This is a genomic window from Anaerobacillus alkaliphilus, assembly GCF_004116265.1.
Classification (GTDB): Bacteria; Bacillota; Bacilli; order Bacillales; family Anaerobacillaceae; genus Anaerobacillus; species Anaerobacillus alkaliphilus.
Genome location: NZ_QOUX01000026.1, coordinates 188192 through 210370 on the forward strand (window position 1 = coordinate 188192; position 22179 = coordinate 210370).

The window sequence follows — 22179 nt, forward strand, 5'->3', positions numbered from 1 at the left end:
ATATAAGGTTATCTTCTTTTATGTTAATATATCTTTATTCTTTTGGGTCACCCGAAAATACCATTCCATAATTTTTACTTTATGGTAGAATATAGTAAGTTCCCTTGTTATATTTTATTACTTTCAAATGTAAACATTCAATTCCTAATAATAAACACTAGCTAATTAAAAGTTCACTTTGATAAATTCATCTAGGCTTGTAATTTTTGTCCCACTTATTTTGGCTCCACCTTCAGTTGCATCAAAAAATTCGATATCCTTCTCTTGAGCAATCCTATTCTCTATCCATCTTAAGTAGGAATATAAATTTTTACTAGTATAAACAACTTGATTATTTATATCCTTAATTGGCCTTAATGATTTTCTATTCTGTATTTCTTGAAAAAAATAGGTATCTTTCGCATGTGATTTTTCATCAGTAAAGGCTAAATCTTGTCCAACAAAGATAATTGGATTAGCGTTTAAATTTATTGCAATATCGAGTGCCGCTGTCGCAACTGAACCACCTGTGGAAATAGTTTTATATCCCTTTTTTCTAGCAAACTCTTCAGCTAATGGGAAGCCTGTCTGAAATGCAACAAATTTGGTTCCTTTATAATTTTTCAAGATATTCTTGTTACAAGTAGAAAGCACAATTATTGGAATGTCTATTTCAATACCTTCTAGCTGATTACAAACCAATTCTTCAGGATCAGTGATGACAATTAGGTCTGGCAAGACTCCAACCTGAAGTAATGGCTTTACCGCAGTACCTACAGCTAGTATTATTGATTTTCCTTTAACATTGATAAGTTCTCTTTTGTTTTTGTCTAATGACGGTCCAGCAGACACTATAAAATATGGAAGGCCCTTATAATTAATACCTAGTTCTTCAAAACTACCATGAAAGTTGTTAATATTTTCACTAAAGTTGGATGTCATTAAGTCAGACGTTCTATTGATAGAATTTGACCTTATTCTATACTCCTCGAACAAGTATCGAATTTCTCTGTATATCTCTGGTATAACCTGTACAGAAGGCAGGTGTAGGACTAGCTTTGAGTTTTTAATTTTTAACAGACTATTTATTTCACGTACGAATTGATACGGATTGCTATTATATATAATACTTACATTTTTATTTGCCGCAATGCTACTTAAATCAATATTGTTAAGTGCTGCATGAATAATGTCTTCATTGCTTTCTATGATGTATACTTTAATGCTGCTATCTATATTTAAAAGTGCCTCTATATGATAAAGCAACCCTAGTCCATATACTATATAAGTACGAATATCGGATTTATAGTTTGCTTCCGCAAAGACACTTGCTTCATTCATTGGGTTATATTGACTATGGATAAAGATAGTTTTATCGTTTTGTTTTAGTTTAACTGTTGGTAAACCAGTTTTTGTTGGGAGAATTTCATACCTTTCTCCATCACCACCATGACCAAATAGTTGTTTAAAGGTATTAAACGTTTCGGGCATGTGCTCTTTTAATAATTTTTTATTTAAATCTAATAACATTGTGATACTTTCCTATGCTTTCTAACCAATTATTTAAACTTTCTAATAGCTCATACTCCAACAAGTCAGCTATTAATACAAAATCTTGATTTTCTAAAGTAGATACTAACTCTATTAATATATTATTTATCTTTGCTTTTTCAAATATTAAACCGAATTCCCTTAAGATACCCTCAAGATGAGATATTATATCAATACACCACTTTACTCCATCTATTGCTTGATCAAACAAGTTGAGAGCTTGGTGTTCATCCTGTTTTTTAAAACCAATAATTATTTGCTCCATTGCCGGTATTAACTTCTGATTATAATTAATATACTCTTGACAAACTTCTTCAATATTTATTGACATAAAAATCCCTCCGAATAAGTCGTAGTTAATCCACTTCTCTAAGAGCAGCGTCTGCAGTTTCTATTGACTTATGAATATACAAATACTGTTTTATTAAACCTTCCAACAGCACATTTCGCTTTTCCTGAATATCTTCAATAGTATTTATTTTATTATGGACACCAGTAGTTATTGTAGTAATATATTGATTACCTGTATGGATAATTAATTCTTTATACGAATTATTACTTTCCAATTCTTCTGTTAATAGTTCAATTTCTCTATACTTTCTAGAGAAATTCTTTTTATCTTTAGCATTAAATAATTTATAAGTCTTATCTATCCTTTTTTTCGATAATTTCTTACATATATTCAGGTCTGTAGTTGTGTCTAAAATAAATTGGTTAAATTTTTCCAGGTTTATGTCTGAAGAAATGTTATATCCTTTTTTTAACAAATCATCCATATTATATTCTCTAGTACAGTATTTCTGTAACGCATAATTAAGAGAGATGTTAGGTATACCTTTTATCGGGGTTCCACCTTCTGTACAGTTGTAAATCCCTTCATCCTTGTTAAAGAAACCAACATAGTCTTCAAACCAATTCTTCATTAAAAGAAGGTCACTCTTCGTATAAATTTCATCACCATGAATGTCTTTTACCACTATAAATTCATTAGTATCTTCTACTTCTAGTTCAGCCATCATTTCTGGATCATCACCGTGGATATTGCCTTTAGCATACCTATAATTTCCGGTGTAGGCTAGATCTTGACCAACTAGTATCACAGCAGATGGGTTAAGCCAATAAACAAGATCAAGCGTAATATTGGCTACAGAAGGACCAGCTCTAAAAACAGGAACATCAGAGTAAAACTTATTATAAAACGGATATTCACATGCGATATTCATCCAAAATTGCTTTCCTTTATAGACATCCAACGCTCTATGGTGAACTATATTACTATATATAAAAATAGGTTTAGTACTTTTAACTTTTTCAAATATGCGAGCCTCAGGTGCACTACCATCAACACCAACAATGAAGTGAGGTATCACGCCGTTTTTCTCTAGGATATTAATTGAAGAACCTACTGCTATAATTAAGGATTTGTTGTAAGCACCTTTTAATAGATGTACATTTTTCTCTAATGATGGACCAGCAGAAACAATAATTACTGGCTTTCCGCTAAAAATATTCTTTAAATGTCCTACGGAAGGGTTAGTGCCTAAATACTTTAAATTTTTAATAGTATTATAGAGCCACGTTTGTGAAAAAACTATCTCAGTACCAATATTTCCTCTTTTACTTAATATCTGTTTAGATAAATTATCTTTAACATCCCTAATGTACTCAGCAAACATTCTATTATGAAATGATAATTGTTTTATATATAGGCTCTTTATCTTATTTTCGTTTATAAAACTATCTACTATTGTACCTACAATGTATGGTGGTAAGTCCACTAAAAAAACGATAAGCTCATCCTTAAGATATTCCGTAAAGTCTTGTACTTGCAAGGCCTCGTTAAATATCTCTAAAGAAGGTTCAATGACAATTAACTTTTTGTCTTGAAACTTCTGTCTGAGGATTGGTAGATAATAGCCAAGTCCCAATCCAAATATCAGTATTGTATCTTCGTTATTCAATGAAAATGATTCAACGAAACTTCCAGCTTCACGTTGTGGGTTATAACTACTATGGACAAACAATCCAGATTTATTTTGTAAAGTATAACCACCGAATTTACTTTGCACACGTGTAAAATCGTTTACATTAGCCAAATGCTTAGTAATCCTAACCTTTAAATCTGGGTAATATTTAGTCATAGCCTCTAGATTAACATCTAACATAATAATTTCCCCTGTAAAAGTATTTTAAAAAAAGTCGACACAAAGCGTCGACTTTTTAGTCAATAAAGTAATTAATTATCTTAATAATTGAAGCACAGCTTGAGGCTGTTGGTTAGCTTGTGCAAGCATTGCTTGTGATGCTTGATTAAGAATGTTAGAACGTGTAAATTCCATCATTTCTTTCGCCATATCTACGTCACGGATACGTGATTCAGATGCTTGAATATTTTCAGAAGCATTATCAAGGTTTTTGATTGTATGCTCTAAGCGATTTTGATTAGCCCCTAACTTCGAACGCTCTGAAGATACAGTTTTAATCGCCGCATCAACTAATGCAATCGCAGATCCAGCAGCAGTATGTGTACCTACTGAAAGTGCATTTACAGAAAGAGCGCTAGCTCCCATATTAGAGATTGATACCGTCATGTTCACTGACTGATCAGCACCAATTTGTAAATTCTTTCCACTAAAGCTACCATTTAAAAGTTTTTGTTCATTGAATGTAGTTGAAGTAGAAATACGATCAATTTCCGCTACTAATTGAGTTAACTCATCATTAATCGCTGTTCTGTCAGCTGATACATTAGTATCGTTGGCAGCTTGAACTGTTAATTCGCGCATACGTTGTAGGATAGCATGTGTTTCATTTAATGCACCCTCAGCTGTTTGAATTAGTGAAATTCCATCTTGTGCGTTACGAGATGCTTGATCCAACCCACGTACTTGAGCACGCATTTTTTCAGAGATTGAAAGACCAGCTGCATCGTCACCAGCACGGTTAATACGAAGACCTGAAGATAGCTTCTCCATTGAATTTCCAGCTGAATTAATGTTCATTCCCATTTGACGGTGAGCATTCATTGCATTTAAGTTATTATTGATAATCATAATAAAATTCCTCCTTGAATTTGGTTGTTGTCCGCCCACATCCTTGTGGTTGGAAATACTTTAAACAAGAATGAGAGATAAGTCGGCCGCCTTTTTTCTCATTTTTGTTTTACATACTTTATATCGGAGGATTTTTTTGATTGTTTAATAGTTTTTTGAAAAAATTATATTTTTTGTAGAAATAAAGAGAACAGCCGTTATGTTAAAGGCTGTTCTCCCTATTTCTTAAAGCTCCCTGTCAACTGCTTTAATAAGTCAACAGCAGCTACTGATGCCTTGCTATTTTCTTCTTGTATCGCTAAGTAGATCTCTTTTCTCTGAATTTCAACAGATCGTGGTGCATTTATTCCAAGCTTAATTTGATCTCCCTCAACTGCTAGTACGGTAATCTCGATATTATCTCCAATCATAATTGATTGATCCTTTTTCCTTGAAAGAACAAGCATAGATTACCCCTCCTTACCAACAGCTTGTAGCATTAATAAGTGTTTAGTATGATAGTTCACATCATTTAAGGAAATTTGTTTTGCTTTATTAATTTTAGTATTGATAATAACAGGTCCTTGAAGATTCACCGTTGTATTTGTAAACGGCTCTTTTACAGTTAAGATAGTGTAAATTAATACGTCAGCCTCTTTTTCTATTTCTAGTGAATCAACCGTCGAGTCGGTTAGCTTTACTTGATAGTCCGGAAAAAACTCAAAAGGTGAAACAACAACAAAACCAAGTTCTGGTGTTTTCACTGACTGTAAAATTAGAAAAGGTGTTGTTTCATCAAAGGGTAGCACTACGAATTGCTTTTCCTCTAAAAAACTCGGTATACCACTCTCAAAATGAAGAATGGTTTCTTCCTGTATTTCTACTTCCCCTAAATATTTTGTCTCAATTTTCATTTGATCACCACTTTACATTATTTCATATTGCTATTGTAATGCAGATGCTTGTCTTTTTAAACATACTTATGGAAAAAGCCTCGATCTGTATGATCGAAGCTACAATTGTTGATTAACGTTAATACCTACTGCCTGAAAGGAAATACTCTGCTTTTGCTTGAGATAAACGTCGGTCTGCCATTTGCGGTGGCTGATCTCTGTTTCCCTCGGATTAGCGTTTGTCGTGACATTCCCACCAGAGAACCTGATGTTTAAATTCGCTGGCTGATAGTTAGTTTTCACAGAAAAAGGCCTTGGCATTTGCGCGATAGTTGCTTGTTTTTCTGTGAAGAGAATGCTGTCTATCTTGGCCAGGTGCGCAAAGATATCGCCACCGCTGCCGTTTTCGATTCGCATCATTTGATCGCCTTCTCTGGCATACTTAGCGGTTACCTGAGCAGCATTACTTCTTCCCTTTGCAGCAAATTCTTCATTCAAACGGTAGACGTGCTTAAGGTTAGCAGAAGCAAAGGCTTCCCGTTGGTTAATTGTTAGCCTGGCTGGCGTTGTTTGAATGTCAATTGCTGCATGCTCCTGCCTTATCGTAATATCTGCATGTCCTCGACTAATATGAAGATGGGGGCGCTGTGACTGCACACCAATTTGAGCGTTTGTTGAACGGATTTGAATTGATGGTAATTGCAACGGGTAGCTCCCCCTTACTTTATTTTTAACGTAAAAAGTCCATTAATGTCGGTTGAATAATTCTTGCTCCTGCTGCTAATGCTGCACGATGAACACTTTCTTGTGTCGTAAGATCGATAATAACCTTCTCAAAGTCAGCGTCTTCATTATTGGACATAATTCGTTTCGCAATAATCTCTTGTTCCCAAACACGGTTTTCTATCATTTCGATTCGGTTAAATCTTGCCCCTTGTTCTGCGCGTTCGTTGACGACGTTATCAATATGTCCAGCAACAACATCGATTAATGCAGAGATATCAGCTGATGACGTTGTTGGGTTGGATAATGCTTGTTCAATTTTAATTAAATCACTAAATAGTTTGTCTGTAAAAACAGTCGTTGGGTTTATATTTACTGGAACATAGACACCTTTTAGTAACTCAATGTTAACATTCTGGTCATTCGTAGAAACAGCATTTTCTAGCGACGGTACTTCACCTTCAGCTAAAGCCTGTTCTTGTGCAGCTCTGATTGCTGCCTCATTTACAGGTGGATTAATCGTATCTGTTCCATTAAAAATGAATTTGTTATTAATTTTCGTATTAGCAAGACCTACTAGGTGATCACGGAGCTGACTGACTTCTTTACGGATATTCTCACGCTGATCGGCTGTATAAGAGTCATTGGCTGCCTGAACCGTAAGTTCACGAACACGGTGTAGTGTTTGTGTCACTTTATCAAGTGTTGCATCTGTCGTTTCCATCCAATTATACGTTTCTGATAAATTACGTTTAAACTGCTCCATTTCAGCCACTTGGGTACGATAGCGCATTCCGTTCATCGCTACCACTGGATCTTGAGAAGCACGTGTAATTTTCTTCCCTGTTGATAATTGATCTTGGATTTGACCCATTCTCTGATAATTGCTAGAGATATGTCGTAATGTATTATTGGCAAGCATCATCTGCGTTGTTCTCATTGGTTCACCTGCTTATTAAAATGTAGAATGCAAAATTTAGAATGTAGAATGTAAAAGCATTCCTTCGAAGCTACTGCCTCGAAAATTCATAATTCATAATTCATAATTGACAATTGGTTATTATCTACCAGCGACGCCCATGCCGTTGATAATTCGGTCTAGCATTTCGTCAACGATGGTAATGGATCTGGCTGCGGCATTGTATGCATGTTGAAACTGGATTAGGTTTGTCATTTCTTCATCTAAAGAAACACCTTTAATACTTTCGCGTCGTTGGTCAACAGAAATACGCAATGTATCCGTTGTCCGTACCATACGCGCGGCTTCGTTTGTGTCAACGGCCATTTGTCCAATCACTCCTTGATAGAAGCTTTGAACAGTTGTTGTTGTTCCACCAAAATCAAGGAAGGAATCTTTGACAGTGGCTAAGGCTAGGGCATTCGCACCATCACCCGAAAACCCTCTTAGTGACGCAGCGATATTGTTTAAGCCACCAAGCATAATATCATCGGAAACTCTTAAATGAAAGGCAGCACCTTTCACTTGATCAACTGTAGGGTTAATTCCGTCGAACGAGAAAAAGTTAATTGGATTGCCTTTTTCCCCGTTTTGAACATCGTTTAAATTCCAGCCTTCTCCGTGAACTCTATTAAACTCTTGAACAAACGTATAAACCATTTGGTCAAGATCTCTCAGCATTTTTGGATAAATCCCTTTTTCTACGCCGTTTTTTTCAAGATAGCCATGAGCTTCAATATCCGCTTTCAGTTTTCCAACAGCATGGAAATCTTCAAAGCTTAATGTTTGATGGTTACCTGGTGCCTTTGGATCAAAGCCTACCGGCCCAAATTTCACCGTATCAACAAGCCCTGTTTCCTCGTCATAGGAAATCGCCAATTCATTGTTTGTTAGTCTATGACCGTCAACTAAGGTAATCCCTAAATCACGGCCATGATCATCAAGTAGCTTAACGGTGTATTTACCTTCTGCGATTTCGCTAGCAATTCCACCACTTCTAACTGGCTCAACTTTAATATTTACAAGCTGTGATAAGCGATCTAGTAAGTTATCTCTTTGGTCGTATAAATCATTTGGTAGATATCCGTGCGGTTCTACCTTTGCAATCTGAAGGTTTATAGCATTTAATTGACTAGTAATCGAGTTAATTTCTTTTACTGAAACATCAATCTGCTTTTGTAAATCACGCTGTATAGCCATTAGCGATTGGGATGTATAGTTGAAGGTTTCAGCTAAAGCTACGCCACGTTGACGGACGACCGAACGAGCCCCCGAGTCTTCTGGATGAACAGAAAGATCTTGGAGAGATGTCCAAAAACGATCTAAGGCATTAGAAAGTCCATTTTCGCTCGGCTCATTCACAATATCCTCCATTTTTTGAAGAGCTGTATGTCTAGTATCCCAATATCCGAACTTACTAGTTTCAGAGCGATATTGCATATCTAGGAATCCTTCACGAACTCTTTGAATGGAACCGGCCTGTACACCTGTACCGATTTGTCCTGGAACCGCTGGGCGGTCCATTCCGCCTCCTGGCCAAGGTGTTGTTGTTGTTAAATTGACTCGTTGTCTTGAAAATCCTGGTGTATTGGCATTTGCTATATTATGACCGGTCGTTTGTAACGCCGTTTGACTTGTATAGAGGGCTCGTCTTGCTGTTTCTAAGCCATGAAATGTCGAACGCATGGTTGTTCCTCCGTTTCTTTCTCCACCGATGTAAGTTGTATCTTATGCTTTTGAATCAAAGAGTGAGCGACCTTCTGGTTCATCATCCTCTTTATTAGGGCGGCCATAATTCCCTGTTTCTGCCTGTGGTTTGATCATATCAAGGGATAAGTTCACAAAACGTAACGAATCATGAATGAGCTTTTGATTAAGATCATTCTTTTCTTTTAAACTTTTTATTACGTCGAGAAGTCTTTGTTGTAAGGTGGCTAAGAGATGTTTTTCTTCAGCTGTTACATAAGAGAGAAGCTCAGTTAACGTTCCGTTTTCTGTTACAAATCCCTTTTCCCGTTGATACGAGCGGACATGCCTTACTCGCTCTTGTTCAAGCTGCTGCAAGAGTTTGACTTGGACTACTTCTTTTTGCAATAACGACTGTAAGTGAGAGATGTCTCCCTTTTTAATTGCTTCTGTTTTTTCACCTGCAAGCTTGTCGAGAATTTCATGAACTTGCACGAGCTTTTCCATTGCTGTTACTATTCCTTGGGCAGACACCTTTTTCACCTCCGTCTTATCTTTCGTTCCAATAATCATAGAACTTTCTGGCAACGTCTTCAGCATTTACTTTGTATTCACCAGCATTCACTTGAGCTTTTAGAGCTTCAATACGTTCTTTACGTTCTGTAGAAATGCGCGTTTCCTGCTGCATTATTTTTGCTTCATTAGAGATTTGTAATTGGTCTCGTTTTTGAGAGACATCAGCTTTCGGTTGTTGTTTACCGACTTGTTTTCTGTACACATTTTGAATTTGTGAGTAAGGATTGATTTTCATGTTCTCACCTCGTTTAGGTAGTATCATATTCTTAATATCGTCACTATTTCTTTAATTGTTTAGTGGAAATCCTTTTATAGGTAAAAAAAGTTAAAAGGACCGCTAGCAAAGCTAACGGTTATTTTAATCTATCTTTTAATGAATGATACGTTGTAAATTTCTTGTTTTCATCAGCACGTTTTCGAGCTTGGAAATCCTTTTCACGCTCAGACCTGGCTACACCTGTTGTGATATTCTCTTTACAACTACTACAAATACGCCCTTCTCTTATCATCTTTCCACAAGACTCACACGGGTATGCAAGATTTGGAAAGCTTGCTAAGTGAATACGTCCCTGGCGGATAAATTTATAAATATATAATTTATCAACACCTGTAGCTTCTTCTACTTCAATAATCGAAGCCATTCTGTTATCTTTTTTTCGAACAAATTGATGGACTGTCTGATAGTCCTCTTCTTCTTTTTTATAACAATCGGTACATACATCGCGTAAATTTTTCACAAAAATTTTATTACAGCGTGGACAATTTAGAATGTCTGCCATCGTATTTCCCCCTCTATTACTACTCTCATTTAGTATATCGGCAGGAAAGATGATTTCATTTAGCGTTACCCTCTAGCTACCGTAACTGAAAACACTTTTTTCGCACCATGTTCTTTTAAAATCTTAGCGGCTGAGTAGAGGGTAGCTCCGGTAGTGTAAATATCGTCGACCAGAAGAATTGTTTTGTTTGTTACGTCTACGGAACTGATATGAAAAAGTTCTTTTTGCTCGAGTCGTTCACTTCGGGTTTTCTTGCTTTGTTTGGTTGAGTTAATTGGTTTCACTAAAGCCTCTACGATAGGATACTGTAGTCCCTCGGTAAGTAACTTAGCTTGGTTAAAGCCTCGTTCGTAGCTTCTTTCATAGCTTAATGGAATGGGTACGATGAAGTCAAACGGCTCAAGTTGTTTGATGAGCTTTTTGAGCTGCGGAGTGAATAGTTTCGATAACTCTGCATCACCACGGAATTTCCACTTGGAGATGACTTCTTGTAAAAAATCATTGTAGACGTACAGTGAGCGATTTTTTGTTAATGGACCATCTCCCCAACGAACGCAGTCGGTGCAGAGGTTCTCTTGTCGATACTGGGGTTCTAGGTGGTTAAATGGTCGTCCACATTTATCGCAGAGTGGACCTTGGATTTCTTCTAGCCTTTTGCTGCACTGGGGGCAAAGATAGGTTTTTGTTGTGATCCCAAATAGATATTGCCAATTCGTTTTTGGCACAAAGGAACTGTGACACCATAGGCAGTGCATCTTAAAAGCCTCCTAGTTTATTCATTTTTTCAATATGGTCGATGGCATCTAACATCGCTTCTGTTTTGCCGTAATGGAAAAAGACAATGTCGCCTGTTGGGAATTCGGTACTGCGACCGACTCGACCGGAGATTTGGACAAGAGCACTCTCGGTAAAGACGTCATCGTCAGCACCATAGACTGCGACAGCTACGTTCAGGACGGTCACCCCTCGCTCGAGAATGGTTGTTGTTACTAAAATTTGAATTTCTTTTGCCCGGAACTTTTGGACCTTTTCGCGGCGGTTTGGATCTTCGGAGTGAACGCCTTCTAATGATGAAAATTGCTTTTGGAGGAGTGGGACAAGCTGGTTGAGGACAGCGACAGATGGGACGAACAGAAAGGTTTGCTGGCTTCCTCGTTGCTTTAGCCAGTGAAGGACTACTTTTAGGATTTGTTGTTTTTTAAGAAGCTTGCGCCAGTTGCCTGACCATTGGATTGTTGGAACGGGCAATGGAAAGCCGTGGAAACGTTTTGGGATTTTGACGATGTCGATGTATTTTGCTTTTTGAAGCTTTTTATCCGGGGTCGCGGTAAGTAGGATCGTTGTTCCCTCTGGCTTGGCTGCGTTGTTGGCAGCATATTTTAACATCGGATCAAAGGAAAATGGGAAGGCGTCGACTTCATCGATGACGACAAAATCAAAGTGGTGATAGTAACGGAGAAGTTGGTGTGTGGTCGCAATGACTAGCTGACCTTCTTTGCCACGGTCTTCACTTCCTCCATATAAGGAGAGAACAGATATTTTCGGGAAAACGGCTTTAATCCGCGGTGTTAACTCATGAACAACATCACTTCTTGGCGTGGCGATTAAGACAGTTTGTCCAAGTTCAATGGCTTTGTTAATGCCTTCAAAGAGGATCTCGGTTTTCCCTGCACCACAGACTGCCCAGATTAGGAGTTTTTTCGGTAAACCTACCGCGCCGACGATTTTGTTGGAAGCATGTTTCTGACCTTCTGAGAGGGTTCCTTCCCAGTGAAGAGCCCGTTCTCTCTTATCGTAGTGGATGGGAGGACCAACCCAGGTAACTAAAGGTGAACACTCCGAAACCTTGCCCATGGTGATACAGTGACGACAGTATGTGCAGGTTCGATTACATCTGGAACATTCGTGAGAAGCAAATAAATGGTTTTGTGAATTGCCGCAGCGGGTACAGGTAGTATTGGTAATTCCTTTATGGTAGGTGAGATAACCATTTTGATAATGTTCATGGATGATTTCGATCGGAAAAGGAATTTCTTGAAGGAGAAGCTTTCGTCCGGTGAGAGTCTGTTGCAGAGGTTTTGAGAATTGATAGTTTGGATTAAGTGGTGGTTTTTGAAAATCAGGGAGACAACTTATAGCGGTCCCGCACTGCGGGTCAGGTTCAAGAAAGTGATCGTTCATTGTAAATCTCAATAAAATCACCTCATATAAAATTGTGTAGAATATAAAACCCGAATTCTACAATCCAGGTTTCACATTCTACACTCTACATTCTACATTTTGCATTTTGCATTCTACACTCTGCATTCTACACTCTGCATTCTACATTCTACATTCTACATCTTGCATTCTGCATTTTTTCACAATTCATAATTCATAATTCATAATTGATAATTCTACTTAAGGTACCAGCCAATCCCAATGCTACCTTCACCTAGGTGGGTACCAATCACCGGACCAAAGTAGCTAATCATGATGTTTGCATGAGGATATTCTGACTGTAGTTGGGCCTGAATTTTTTCAGCTTCCTCTTCACAGTTCCCATGAATCACAACAATCTGAATTGGTTCACCTGTTTTTGCATCTTCATCAAGAAGACCAAAAATACGGTTAAGTGCTTTTTTCGACGTACGGACTTTTTCAAACGGGACAATTTTCCCTTCGACAAAGTGAAGGACAGGCTTAATTTGGAGAAGACTACCGATAAATGCTTGCGCACCGCTTAAGCGACCGCCACGATGAAGGTGGCTTAAGTCATCTGCCATAAAGTAGGCTTTAACTTTCGTTTTCATTTCATTTAGGCGTGCAATGATTTCTTCTGACGCCTTACCTTCGTTGGCAAGTTTTACTGCCTCTAGGACATAAAATCCTTGTGGCATACAGCTAATTTCAGAGTCAAACGCAGTAACTTTAATTCCTTCAACCATGCTTGCAGCTGCGACAGCAGATTGATAGGTCCCACTAATTTTGCTAGAAAGATGGATAGAAATGATTTCTGTATAGCCTTCACTTGCTAGTCTTTCAAACTCCGCAGCAAACTCGCCGATTGGTGGCTGAGATGTTGTTGGTAGATTTTCAATTCGTTTAATCATTTCATAGAAATCAGCTGTGGTGATTTCTACTTCTTCTTTGTATGACTCATTTCCAAATATAACATTCAATGGCACCATCGTAATTCCTAGTTCGTCCCTTTGTTGCTTAGGTATGTAGGCCGTACTATCTGTTACAACTGCTATCTTCGTCATTGTCTTCCTCACTTTATCTTCAAATATTTTTAAGAAAAGCTTGTACAGAGTTGTACAAGCTTAATTTGATGTATTCAATCAATTATATAGTACCAATAACCTAGTAGACTGTCCATCATTTACGCCTTACAAAAACAGGCATGATCCGACAATCTATCTCACCATTACCCAACCGTTCTTAATCGCTTCTACAACGGCTTGCGTACGGTCGTTTACGTTCATTTTTTGTAAGATATTACTTACATGGTTCTTAACTGTTTTTTCACTAATAAATAAAATTTCACCGATCGAGCGATTGCTTTTTCCATCGGTCATTAATTGCAAGACTTCACATTCGCGTCTTGTTAAAATATGTAATGGACGACGGTATTCTACTTCTCGAAAACCAATTTCCACATCATTTGCCGGCTCGCACGCTAATCGGCGATATTCGTTAATTAAGTTATGAGTCACCTTTGGATGGATGTAAGCTCCGCCGTCAGCAACAACTCTCACTGCTTCAATTAATGAATCAGCATCCATTTCTTTTAATAAGTAACCGGAAGCTCCTGTTTTTAATACATGTGTCACGTATGACTCGTCATCGTGAATTGATAATATCAGCACTTTGATGTCTGGGTACAATTCAATAAGTCGACGTGTTGCCTCTACCCCGTTCACCTTCGGCATATTGATATCCATTAATATAACATCAGGATGAAATTGTTCAACAAGGTCAATTGCTTTTGAACCGTCGTCACCCTCTGCGACAATTTCAAAATTATTTTCCATCGCCAGGATACGTTTTACTCCTTCACGAAAAAGCTGATGGTCATCAATAATTACTATTTTGATAATCTTTTCTTGAGTATCGTACATTCTAATTACCTCCTCGTGTTATGTATGAATTGGAACAGCTAGTATAATCAACGTACCTCTGTTTATCTTTGAGTCGATGGTCATTTCACCTTTCAGCATATTGACACGCTCTTTCATCCCCAATAATCCAAAAGCACCTTCTTTTTTCTCGGATTGATCAAAGCCTTTTCCATCATCTTTAATAATGACAATTACTTTCGTAGCCTTTATTTCCATTTTGACTTGAACCTGTTTAGGTTTTGCATGCTTGTGAGCATTTTGTACTGCCTCTTGGACAAAACGGAAGATCGCTATTTCCAGTGCAGCAGGTAAACGCTCTTCTTTTCCTATGGTTTTAAAACTAACTGCCATACCTGTGTGTTCTTGAAAGTTTTTTAGATATTTTGCTAATGTTGGGATTAAGCCGAGATCATCTAAAGCCATTGGTCGCAAATCATAAATAATACGTCTTACTTCCGATAGTGAATTCTTGACCATTCCCCGTAAATCACGAATTTCCTTAAGTGCATCATCAATACCTTTTTCACGGTAGATGCGTTCGACTAACTCTGAACGTAACAAGACATTTGCCATCATTTGTGCGGGGCCATCATGAATTTCTCGCGACACGCGTTTTCGCTCTTCTTCTTGTGCTTCAATGATTTTTAAGCCAAACTCTTGAAGCTCTTTTGCATCTTCTAAGATAGTCGTGACTTCTTGAAGGTCACTAGTTAAGTAATTAATGACAACGGAGATTTGCCCAACAAGCTTTTCAGCTTTCTGAATGGTTTCTTGAATAGCAACAAGCCTACGCTCGATCGAATCACGTCGTTCACGAAGCTGCTTTTCTTCCTGCCGCAATAATGCCAGTTTGACTTGGAAGTCATTAGCTTGCTCATAGGCATTTCGAACCTCTTCATCGGTAAACTTCACAAAGTTCTTACTAACCTCGGCTAAGCGGTTGCGAGCAAAACGAGCATGGATCTCTGTCCGGTCCGTATTTTCAATAACAGACGCTACTTTCATTTGCACTTGAGCCAATTCCAGTTGTAATTGTGAAAATTCACCTCTTGATTGCTCAGTTATATCAAAAACCTGCTCTTTACTAGAACTAACAGTTTCGAGCATCTTCTTCAAAATATCATCTAGTTGTGTTTTATTCGCCATATTAGTCCCTCACTTTAAATGTACAGAACTATCTCACTAGAAAATAGAAACTATGTACCTAATATTTATATAGGTAATGTTTACTACTTATCACTAGCTAAACATAGTTAATCAAAATACAAAAGTATTAACGGTAAATTTGTCGCTGGTAAAATATGCTTGTAAGCCTTTGTTTTAGCCGTTCTAAGCTAAATTCTATAATTCCTATTCTATCATATAACAGCTACGTAGATGTTGAGAAAATAGCATTTTTCCAACAACAAATGTTAAAATACATGTACTATCATTTGGTGCCTGGCACCCTTCGTGGACATATTTCGCTAGTAGTACACCTCACGCGGACGTGGTGTCCTCTGGTGGTGGAATTGTCCTTTTATGGTGCCAGGTACCATCCAAAGAGGTGTTTTTGTTGCTTTCATCATATTTTACAGTTAAAGGGTATGGCGAACATGAGATTGTCATTCAAAAATCTAGATTTATTACCTACGTGGATCGGGTGACAACCGAAGCTGATGCCCAAGCGTTCATAGAGAAAATTAAGAAAAAACATTGGGATGCTAATCACAATTGTTCGGCTTATATGATTGGTGAAAACGATCTTATTCAAAAGGCCAATGATGATGGCGAGCCTAGCGGAACTGCTGGTGTGCCAATACTTGAGGTGTTAAAGAAGCGCGGCTTAAAGGATACAGTTGTTGTCGTGACTCGATATTTCGGTGGGATAAAATTAGGTGCTGGCGGGTTAATTCGCGCGTATGGCAGCTCCACAAGCGAAGGGTTAAACGCCACTGGAATAGTTGAACGGAAGCTCATGCAAATTTTTCATACGAAGGTTGATTACACTTGGCTCGGGAAATTGGAAAATGAGTTGCGGGATTCACGTTATCTCATTAAGGAGATTAATTACTTAGATAATGTGGAGATTGTCACCTATGTAACTAGTGGCGAAGAAGATGCTTTCCGTAGTTGGATTACTGATTTGACAAATGGTCAAGCTGAGATTGTGTTAGGCGATCAGGAGTATTTGGAGCAGGATGTTTAGGTCGAACCGTACACATTGGGGATTAGTGTGTACGTTTTTTTGTGGACTACTCTTTTGATACTGAGTCTAGAAGCTGATGCCCGTCGCTTTGTCTTAACCTCTTGCTCCTAGTTATACATTAAGAGGACATACATTCCGTTATTTTCCGGAAAAATGCCCTTTTTAAAATTTCGCGGCCACCAAGGTGTCCTCATGACGACTTGTAGGACGCAGCCCCTTAGTTATACCTAGTGGTCACACAAAATCATTCGTCCCCCACGTCCTCCACTTCTTTTCAACCATTCAAAAAATTTACATTTACACATCGGTTCCCACAATATAAAATAGGTTAGATGTCAAAATGAAACTTTCATTCTACAAATCTCGTCTAATTATGATATGGTAGTTTCTTAGAGAAAAAGGAGTGTATACATCATGGCTCTTACTAGAAGTGAGAAGAAAAAAGAAAAACGCAGAAAAAGTGGAACATATAAATTTTTAAAAACGACAGGGTTAATCCTTGTCACATTAATGGTTTTAATTGGTGGAGCTTTCGGTTACTTTGTAATGAAAGCAGCAGACGTTACGACTAGTGCTCAAACGAGTCTTGAGCGCGGTGATCGTTCTGAGAAACGACTTGTTCCTGTTAACCCAAGCAAAGATAATATATCCGTTCTTTTCCTTGGGCTAGACGATCGTGACGGTGGCTTGAAAGGCCGTACAGATGCTTTACTGCTAGCTACGTTTAACAAAAAAGAAAATTCGGTGAAGATGGTCAGTGTTCCACGTGATGCTAGAGTTGAACTCATTGGCCGTGATCGTATGGATAAGATCAATCATGCTCATGCTTTTGGTGGTGTTGATATGACTATTGCGACGGTTGAAAACTTACTTGACCTTCCAGTTGATTATTTTGTAAAACTGAACTTTGATGCTTTTATGGAAATCATTGATGCCTTAGGCGGAATTGAAGTTGAAGTACCATTTGCGTTTACAGAAATGGATAGTAACGACGTTCAAGGAGCTATTTCCATTAAAGAAGGCTTACAGCTTTTAGATGGCGAAGAAGCTTTAGCTTACTCTCGTATGCGTAAGAAAGATCCGCGCGGAGACATTGGTCGTGGCGAAAGACAACAACAGGTGTTAGAAGGAATTATTAAAAAGGGATCATCTCTATCATCCATTAATAAATTCGACGATGTGATGAAAAGCATCGAAAATAACTTAGCAACAAACTTAAGCTTCGGAAATATTTTAAGCCTTCACTCGTATAGCTCTGGCTTACGAAATATTGAGCGACTAACGATTGAAGGAAAGAATGCTTCAATTAAAGGGATTTATTATTACGAATTAATTCCGGAATCAGTAAAAGAAATTTCTACAACATTACGTGAGCATTTAGAAGTCACGAACTAAAACGAAACGACTAGGGATTGGTTTCCCTAGTCGTTTTTTTCTTAATATAACTCATCTCGATAATGATCAAGATAGTATCTGTAAATCCGCTTAAAACGTTGATCGTCTAGCATTTTTAAGAATGTCGCGCCGTCGGTCTGAACATACATAAGATCGTTGTCTGCAAAACTTCCCAAGACTTCCACCTCATAAATCAACTCCTCACCTTCATAAAGTTCAAAAACAACCGTATAAGTTTTTTCTAGATTGTCTTTTAATTCATTGCGAAGCTGTTGTGATGGACCTTTTTGAAAAATAACTTCTATTTTATCTGAATTAATATGGAGTGCTTCAAGTATTTGACGCTCATCTGGATCTATTAGGTAAACAAGATATTGATAATCCTCATATAAAAAATGGTTTAGTACTAAATAGTCAGCCCCAAATGTGTAGTATGTTGCAAAATAATCGTCACGAGGAGCTACTTCGCGGTAGTTCAATTGTTTTTCTGTTAACCAATGAACGAGAGTCTCATTTCCTTCAATTAACTCATCTATTTTATCGGAACTAAAACGATACTCATTTCTTTTTTCTATATTAATTGCAATAGGCAAACTAAGCATATGTCGATTATCAAAAATCGCATTTACACTAGGACGCTCCTCAAACGTATACAATGCAGGATCAGCTAGATACTTCCTTGCTTTTAGTCGAAGCTCCCTCTCGATGATCTCCCCTGGTTCTAACGTATACTCAATATAATTAGCAGAGCACTGTAGCAGGTCATTAATATAATAGTAATATTGAAGCTCTCTAGACACATCGATCTTCGGACCGACTTCACAGTCAGTGTGAGCAGTTAATAGCTTTGTTTGTTTAGAAATATTTTCAATTCTTGAAATCACCACGAGTTTATCGTCAAGATCATAACTCTCTTGATTAATCTCAATTGAAAATTGTATGCCATCCTTTGTCATTTCTTTGTATGTTTTTGGTTGTTGAGAATAATAGACAACGATGACAAATGCAAGCAGCCCTATGATTGTAAGATACTTTTTCATGATACCACCTAATTTAGTATGAATACCTTTATTTTAGCATAGTAACAACTTGCGAAGAATGGAAATAACTCCCATGGCACTATCGCCCACGGGGGTTACTTCTTCCGATTAAAGAAAAACCTTCTTTTTCAGTCGTAACATAAAATTCTAGCAATGGTGAATAAAATGGACCACTTAATCTTTTATTATTCTTAAAAAAAGCTTTATTTGGAAGAAACGCTCTCTCTAATAGAACATTTGCCATTTGTTTTTGGAAAATTTGATACTTACTCGCATTCATATAGTGGACGATTTCATCAACTGCTACATAGGTCTTGTTTTGATATTCGAAGCTACTCACCTTTACCTGATGGCCGTTTAAGGTGATTAGTTGCTGTTTTTTTAGTGCCGTTAGTTTATTTTTATCATAGTAATCTTGCCTAATTTCTTTAGCGCGGCTCATCAATTGTACAGTGTCTAGATAACGCCCATCTCTTTCCCCACGCAAGATTACAGTAATATAGTCATGACCAAGGTGTTTGGCAAAGCTGACAAGAGTATGTCTAGATGCGCTCGTGTAGCCTGTTTTTCCACCGCTAACAACTTCTGAATAGAAAGGTGATCGCGGTATTAGCTGTTGGTTAGTTGCTCTCCATGTTCGTTTGATCTCAGTACCCTCAATGTCTGTAAAATACGCTTCGTATCTTTCTGCACCAACTAATTTTTGAAAAAAATCATACTCCCACGCTTCCTGAGCAATCGTCGCCAGGTCAATTGCGGTTGTGTATTGTTCTTTGTCGTGGTAGCCATGCGGATTTTTAAAATTTGTATTAATGGCACCTAGCTCTTTCGCTTTTTCGTTCATTAATGAGACGAAAGCTTCAACTGAACCGGCAATATGCACGGCAATCGCAGCAGCCGCGTCATTTCCTGAAGGGATCATCATCCCATACAACAGCTGCTCTAATGTTAATATATCTCCAGGCTTAATGTGAGCCTTCGAACTATCCCAAGGTACTTCTTCCGCTTCCACCCCAACCCTGACTAAATCATCGAGATTGCCTCGTTCAAGGGCAATTAGTGCTGTCATGATTTTCGTGGTACTCGCTGGAAAAAGGTGTTCATCTACATTTTTGCCAAACATGATATTTTTGGAAGCGTCTTCAATAACTACGGCAGCCTTTGAATAAATTTCCTCATCAAAGGTAAATAACTCTTCCTGAAAAATCGGTTCCCACCTTATGGATGAAATTCGGAAAATATCAGCCTTTGATGTGTTACTAAGTAAGAGGTGATCGAAAGGAATATAAATATGCTGATGGTCTCTATCGACAAGCGCATTCTCAATTAATACTTCTTTATCACCATCAAAAAAAACTGTCGGTTCCTTCTTAAAGGTTGTAAGCCCCATTGCACTTGTATCTGAAATCATTAGGAAACTTAACATCATTGAGAGTAAGGATATGACCATTATTTTTTTCGAATTCAAGCTGACTGTCACCTCTTTTCAACCCTTTTTATCATGTATATTCGAACTCTACTAAAAATATTAATAGAATCTAAGACTAAGACTTTATGACTAATTATACCTAATAAATAACAAACTGACGATAGGAATAAATATTACATTTTAGAGTCAAAATAGTAGTTTACTAGAAAACACCACGCTAGAATGATCTCTAGCGTGGTGTTTTTAATGGGTAATTGTTATCTGTTGATTACTAGGCCAATAATCAACACGCGCTCCAAGGTTTTCTGATATGAACCGTAGCGGGACAAATGTTCTACCGTTTTTGATCTCGGGAGCTACGTCAATGGTCGTTGCCTTCCCATTCAATCGAACTGTCCTACTGCCCTCTTGTAACTCAATTTTCTTTCCACCATAGTGAATTGTCACGGTTTTTGACTCGGGATCCCAATGAACAGTTGCACCAAGTGTTTCACTAATAAAACGAAGTGGGACAAGCGTCCGTTGATTTTTTAGATAAGGAGCATCACTCAAAACAAGCTTATTCCAATTTACGTATACTTCTTTTTGATTTACGAATAATGAAATATTCGTGCTCGGTCGAAATAAATCGTAGCCAACTCGAACATTTTTACCTTCCAGGAATCGAATCACATCCATCGCTTCACGACTCTTAAGAGGGTTGTCTGTTAGCGAGACTACCTGTAAGTTAGGGAGGTGTTTAAGGGCTTCTAGTTCTGTTACTTGGTTATGCTTTAGAAATAGTACCGAAAGTTCCGGTAAATTTCTTAGAGGGTTGAGATTTTTAATCTGGTTATTTTCTAAATCTACTACATCTAATTTTTGCAGAGTACTTAAAGGGCTTAGGTTTGAAATGTTATTTTTCGATAAGTATAGAGATTGAATACTTTTAACGCCGCTTAGACCTGTAATGTCAGTAAGCTGGCTATCTTTAAGTTCCAAAGTTTGTAGGTTAGATAGTTGTGAAAGTACCTTTAAGTTGGTTACGTTATTACCACTAATCCTCAGTGTAGTTAACTTTTTTAATTCCCCTACCGGAGTAAGATCAAGCTTTGCTCCACTTCCGTTAAAAAGATTTAGCTCCTTAAGGTTGCCAAGCTTGCTTAATGGCGTGAAATCTGTGATTTTGTGACCTGCGATTTCCAAGATTTCTAATGACGTACCTAAGCCAGTAATGTCCTCAACAGGAGCAATAACAGCGAGTGACTTTAGCATCGTCAATGAACGAAAGTCAGTTAGTGCGCGAAGCTTTGGAGCTACAACAGACAATTCTTGAAGCTGTTTTAATTCTTCAATTCCATTTAAGCTTGTAAAATTTGTTGATTTTGTTTTAATGGTTAGTTTTTTTAACTCTGTTGCATGCTTAAGGCTGCTAATGTCGCTAAGCTCATGATAGCCAAGCTGTAGTTCCTCTAATGAAGTAAAATACTGAATACCTTCAAAGTTAGTGATTTTTCCAGGATTAGTATAGTAGTCAGTTAGGTATGTTAGAGTTTCAACGTCCCTTTTGTAGATTGGCCCAGATGGCTTATCGATGAAGACACGTACCATTTTTTCAAAGGCTGGATCTGGAAAATTAATAATGGTTTCCTCACCATGTGCTTGCTGTGGTGCTTGCCAAAGTAATATAAATAATAGTAATGTTACAATTTTTTTCATGTGAACCTCCATGGTTTATTCAAGGCTGTTTTCGCAAAGTTTGTTGCTTTCGTAAAAATCCCAAAAGCCGGATTTTTACACAAATTACTAAGAATTCACCACTAATTTAGTAAGTAATGCTCTTTTCTTACATAATTTATTGGCTGATA

22 protein-coding genes are annotated in these 22179 nt (G+C 37.6%); 2 read left to right on the plus strand and 20 right to left on the minus strand.

Annotated elements, in window-relative coordinates; genetic code table 11:
- Positions 1-165: 165 nt before the first annotated feature.
- From DS745_RS07710 to DS745_RS07790, 17 genes are all read right to left on the minus strand, one after another.
- The gene (locus DS745_RS07710; RefSeq protein WP_129077685.1) at positions 166-1509 is read right to left on the minus strand and encodes a motility associated factor glycosyltransferase family protein; all 1344 of its coding nucleotides are present in this window, start codon (positions 1507-1509) and stop codon (positions 166-168) included.
- Entirely contained in the window at positions 1490-1861 is a 372-nt protein-coding gene (locus DS745_RS07715; protein WP_129077686.1) for a DUF8042 domain-containing protein, read from the minus strand. Before DS745_RS07715 ends, DS745_RS07710 begins: the two co-directional genes overlap by 20 nt.
- A 25-nt stretch (positions 1862-1886) precedes the next feature.
- Positions 1887-3695, minus strand: coding sequence for a motility associated factor glycosyltransferase family protein (locus tag DS745_RS07720; RefSeq protein ID WP_129077687.1), 1809 nt, complete (start codon positions 3693-3695; stop codon positions 1887-1889).
- Between the two features lie 75 nt (positions 3696-3770).
- The gene (locus DS745_RS07725) at positions 3771-4583 is read right to left on the minus strand and encodes a flagellin N-terminal helical domain-containing protein (protein WP_129077688.1); all 813 of its coding nucleotides are present in this window, start codon (positions 4581-4583) and stop codon (positions 3771-3773) included.
- A 218-nt stretch (positions 4584-4801) separates the two neighbouring features.
- Positions 4802-5029, minus strand: a complete 228-nt coding sequence (csrA, locus tag DS745_RS07730; RefSeq protein WP_129077689.1) for a carbon storage regulator CsrA — start codon at positions 5027-5029, stop codon at positions 4802-4804.
- Between the two features lie 3 nt (positions 5030-5032).
- Positions 5033-5476: a flagellar assembly protein FliW gene (gene fliW / locus DS745_RS07735; protein ID WP_129077690.1), complete on the minus strand. Its 444-nt coding sequence runs from the start codon at positions 5474-5476 to the stop codon at positions 5033-5035.
- Between the two features lie 99 nt (positions 5477-5575).
- On the minus strand, positions 5576-6160 hold the full coding sequence (locus DS745_RS07740; RefSeq protein WP_129077691.1) for a DUF6470 family protein: 585 nt from the start codon (positions 6158-6160) through the stop codon (positions 5576-5578).
- A gap of 25 nt (positions 6161-6185) precedes the next feature.
- Positions 6186-7118: a flagellar hook-associated protein FlgL gene (gene flgL, locus DS745_RS07745; protein WP_129077692.1), complete on the minus strand. Its 933-nt coding sequence runs from the start codon at positions 7116-7118 to the stop codon at positions 6186-6188.
- A gap of 120 nt (positions 7119-7238) precedes the next feature.
- Entirely contained in the window at positions 7239-8822 is a 1584-nt protein-coding gene (gene flgK, locus DS745_RS07750) for a flagellar hook-associated protein FlgK (RefSeq protein WP_129077693.1), read from the minus strand.
- A gap of 42 nt (positions 8823-8864) precedes the next feature.
- The gene (locus tag DS745_RS07755; protein WP_129077694.1) at positions 8865-9422 is read right to left on the minus strand and encodes a flagellar protein FlgN; all 558 of its coding nucleotides are present in this window, start codon (positions 9420-9422) and stop codon (positions 8865-8867) included.
- A complete protein-coding gene (flgM, locus tag DS745_RS07760; RefSeq protein ID WP_129077695.1) occupies positions 9373-9633 on the minus strand; it encodes a flagellar biosynthesis anti-sigma factor FlgM in 261 nt (86 codons plus the stop codon). Before flgM ends, DS745_RS07755 begins: the two co-directional genes overlap by 50 nt.
- 118 nt (positions 9634-9751) lie before the next feature.
- On the minus strand, positions 9752-10177 hold the full coding sequence (locus DS745_RS07765; protein ID WP_129077696.1) for a TIGR03826 family flagellar region protein: 426 nt from the start codon (positions 10175-10177) through the stop codon (positions 9752-9754).
- A 65-nt stretch (positions 10178-10242) separates the two neighbouring features.
- Positions 10243-10932 (minus strand): ComF family protein, encoded by a 690-nt coding sequence (locus DS745_RS07770; protein WP_129077697.1) that lies wholly within the window; start codon positions 10930-10932, stop codon positions 10243-10245.
- 1 nt (position 10933) lies between these two features.
- Positions 10934-12358: an ATP-dependent helicase ComFA gene (locus DS745_RS07775; RefSeq protein WP_129077698.1), complete on the minus strand. Its 1425-nt coding sequence runs from the start codon at positions 12356-12358 to the stop codon at positions 10934-10936.
- Between the two features lie 215 nt (positions 12359-12573).
- Positions 12574-13422 carry a DegV family protein gene (locus DS745_RS07780; protein ID WP_129077699.1) on the minus strand — a complete coding sequence of 283 codons (849 nt, stop codon included), beginning with the start codon at positions 13420-13422 and terminating at the stop codon, positions 12574-12576.
- A 153-nt stretch (positions 13423-13575) separates the two neighbouring features.
- Positions 13576-14280, minus strand: a complete 705-nt coding sequence (locus DS745_RS07785; RefSeq protein WP_129077700.1) for a response regulator — start codon at positions 14278-14280, stop codon at positions 13576-13578.
- An 18-nt stretch (positions 14281-14298) separates the two neighbouring features.
- Positions 14299-15426 carry a sensor histidine kinase gene (locus DS745_RS07790; RefSeq protein WP_129077701.1) on the minus strand — a complete coding sequence of 376 codons (1128 nt, stop codon included), beginning with the start codon at positions 15424-15426 and terminating at the stop codon, positions 14299-14301.
- A 409-nt stretch (positions 15427-15835) separates the two neighbouring features.
- Here DS745_RS07790 and DS745_RS07795 point away from each other — a divergent pair, with 409 nt between their 5' ends.
- Both DS745_RS07795 and DS745_RS07800 read left to right on the plus strand, forming a co-directional pair.
- Positions 15836-16468: a YigZ family protein gene (locus DS745_RS07795; protein WP_129077702.1), complete on the plus strand. Its 633-nt coding sequence runs from the start codon at positions 15836-15838 to the stop codon at positions 16466-16468.
- A 414-nt stretch (positions 16469-16882) separates the two neighbouring features.
- Entirely contained in the window at positions 16883-17863 is a 981-nt protein-coding gene (locus DS745_RS07800; protein ID WP_129077703.1) for an LCP family glycopolymer transferase, read from the plus strand.
- 41 nt (positions 17864-17904) lie between these two features.
- On the opposite strand, the gene DS745_RS07805 is transcribed toward DS745_RS07800, so the two are convergent.
- The 3 genes from DS745_RS07805 to DS745_RS07815 all read right to left on the minus strand — a co-directional run bounded on the left by DS745_RS07805 (position 17905) and on the right by DS745_RS07815 (position 22030).
- The gene (locus DS745_RS07805) at positions 17905-18903 is read right to left on the minus strand and encodes a hypothetical protein (RefSeq protein WP_129077704.1); all 999 of its coding nucleotides are present in this window, start codon (positions 18901-18903) and stop codon (positions 17905-17907) included.
- Between the two features lie 79 nt (positions 18904-18982).
- Entirely contained in the window at positions 18983-20371 is a 1389-nt protein-coding gene (locus tag DS745_RS07810; RefSeq protein WP_129077705.1) for a D-alanyl-D-alanine carboxypeptidase family protein, read from the minus strand.
- Between the two features lie 204 nt (positions 20372-20575).
- Positions 20576-22030 (minus strand): stalk domain-containing protein, encoded by a 1455-nt coding sequence (locus DS745_RS07815; RefSeq protein ID WP_161568209.1) that lies wholly within the window; start codon positions 22028-22030, stop codon positions 20576-20578.
- Between the last annotated feature and the right edge of the window lie 149 nt (positions 22031-22179).

Coding starts and splice junctions, on each gene's coding strand:
- DS745_RS07710 (WP_129077685.1), bottom strand. CDS start 1,509: ATGTTATTAGATTTAAATAAAAAATTATTAAAAGAGCACATGCCCGAA.
- DS745_RS07715 (WP_129077686.1), bottom strand. CDS start 1,861: ATGTCAATAAATATTGAAGAAGTTTGTCAAGAGTATATTAATTATAAT.
- DS745_RS07720 (WP_129077687.1), bottom strand. CDS start 3,695: ATGTTAGATGTTAATCTAGAGGCTATGACTAAATATTACCCAGATTTA.
- DS745_RS07725 (WP_129077688.1), bottom strand. CDS start 4,583: ATGATTATCAATAATAACTTAAATGCAATGAATGCTCACCGTCAAATG.
- csrA (WP_129077689.1), bottom strand. CDS start 5,029: ATGCTTGTTCTTTCAAGGAAAAAGGATCAATCAATTATGATTGGAGAT.
- fliW (WP_129077690.1), bottom strand. CDS start 5,476: ATGAAAATTGAGACAAAATATTTAGGGGAAGTAGAAATACAGGAAGAA.
- flgL (WP_129077692.1), bottom strand. CDS start 7,118: ATGAGAACAACGCAGATGATGCTTGCCAATAATACATTACGACATATC.
- flgK (WP_129077693.1), bottom strand. CDS start 8,822: ATGCGTTCGACATTTCATGGCTTAGAAACAGCAAGACGAGCCCTCTAT.
- DS745_RS07755 (WP_129077694.1), bottom strand. CDS start 9,422: ATGCTGAAGACGTTGCCAGAAAGTTCTATGATTATTGGAACGAAAGAT.
- flgM (WP_129077695.1), bottom strand. CDS start 9,633: ATGAAAATCAATCCTTACTCACAAATTCAAAATGTGTACAGAAAACAA.
- DS745_RS07765 (WP_129077696.1), bottom strand. CDS start 10,177: ATGGCAGACATTCTAAATTGTCCACGCTGTAATAAAATTTTTGTGAAA.
- DS745_RS07770 (WP_129077697.1), bottom strand. CDS start 10,932: ATGCACTGCCTATGGTGTCACAGTTCCTTTGTGCCAAAAACGAATTGG.
- DS745_RS07775 (WP_129077698.1), bottom strand. CDS start 12,358: ATGAACGATCACTTTCTTGAACCTGACCCGCAGTGCGGGACCGCTATA.
- DS745_RS07780 (WP_129077699.1), bottom strand. CDS start 13,422: ATGACGAAGATAGCAGTTGTAACAGATAGTACGGCCTACATACCTAAG.
- DS745_RS07785 (WP_129077700.1), bottom strand. CDS start 14,280: ATGTACGATACTCAAGAAAAGATTATCAAAATAGTAATTATTGATGAC.
- DS745_RS07790 (WP_129077701.1), bottom strand. CDS start 15,426: ATGGCGAATAAAACACAACTAGATGATATTTTGAAGAAGATGCTCGAA.
- DS745_RS07800 (WP_129077703.1), top strand. CDS start 16,883: ATGGCTCTTACTAGAAGTGAGAAGAAAAAAGAAAAACGCAGAAAAAGT.
- DS745_RS07805 (WP_129077704.1), bottom strand. CDS start 18,903: ATGAAAAAGTATCTTACAATCATAGGGCTGCTTGCATTTGTCATCGTT.
- DS745_RS07815 (WP_161568209.1), bottom strand. CDS start 22,030: ATGAAAAAAATTGTAACATTACTATTATTTATATTACTTTGGCAAGCA.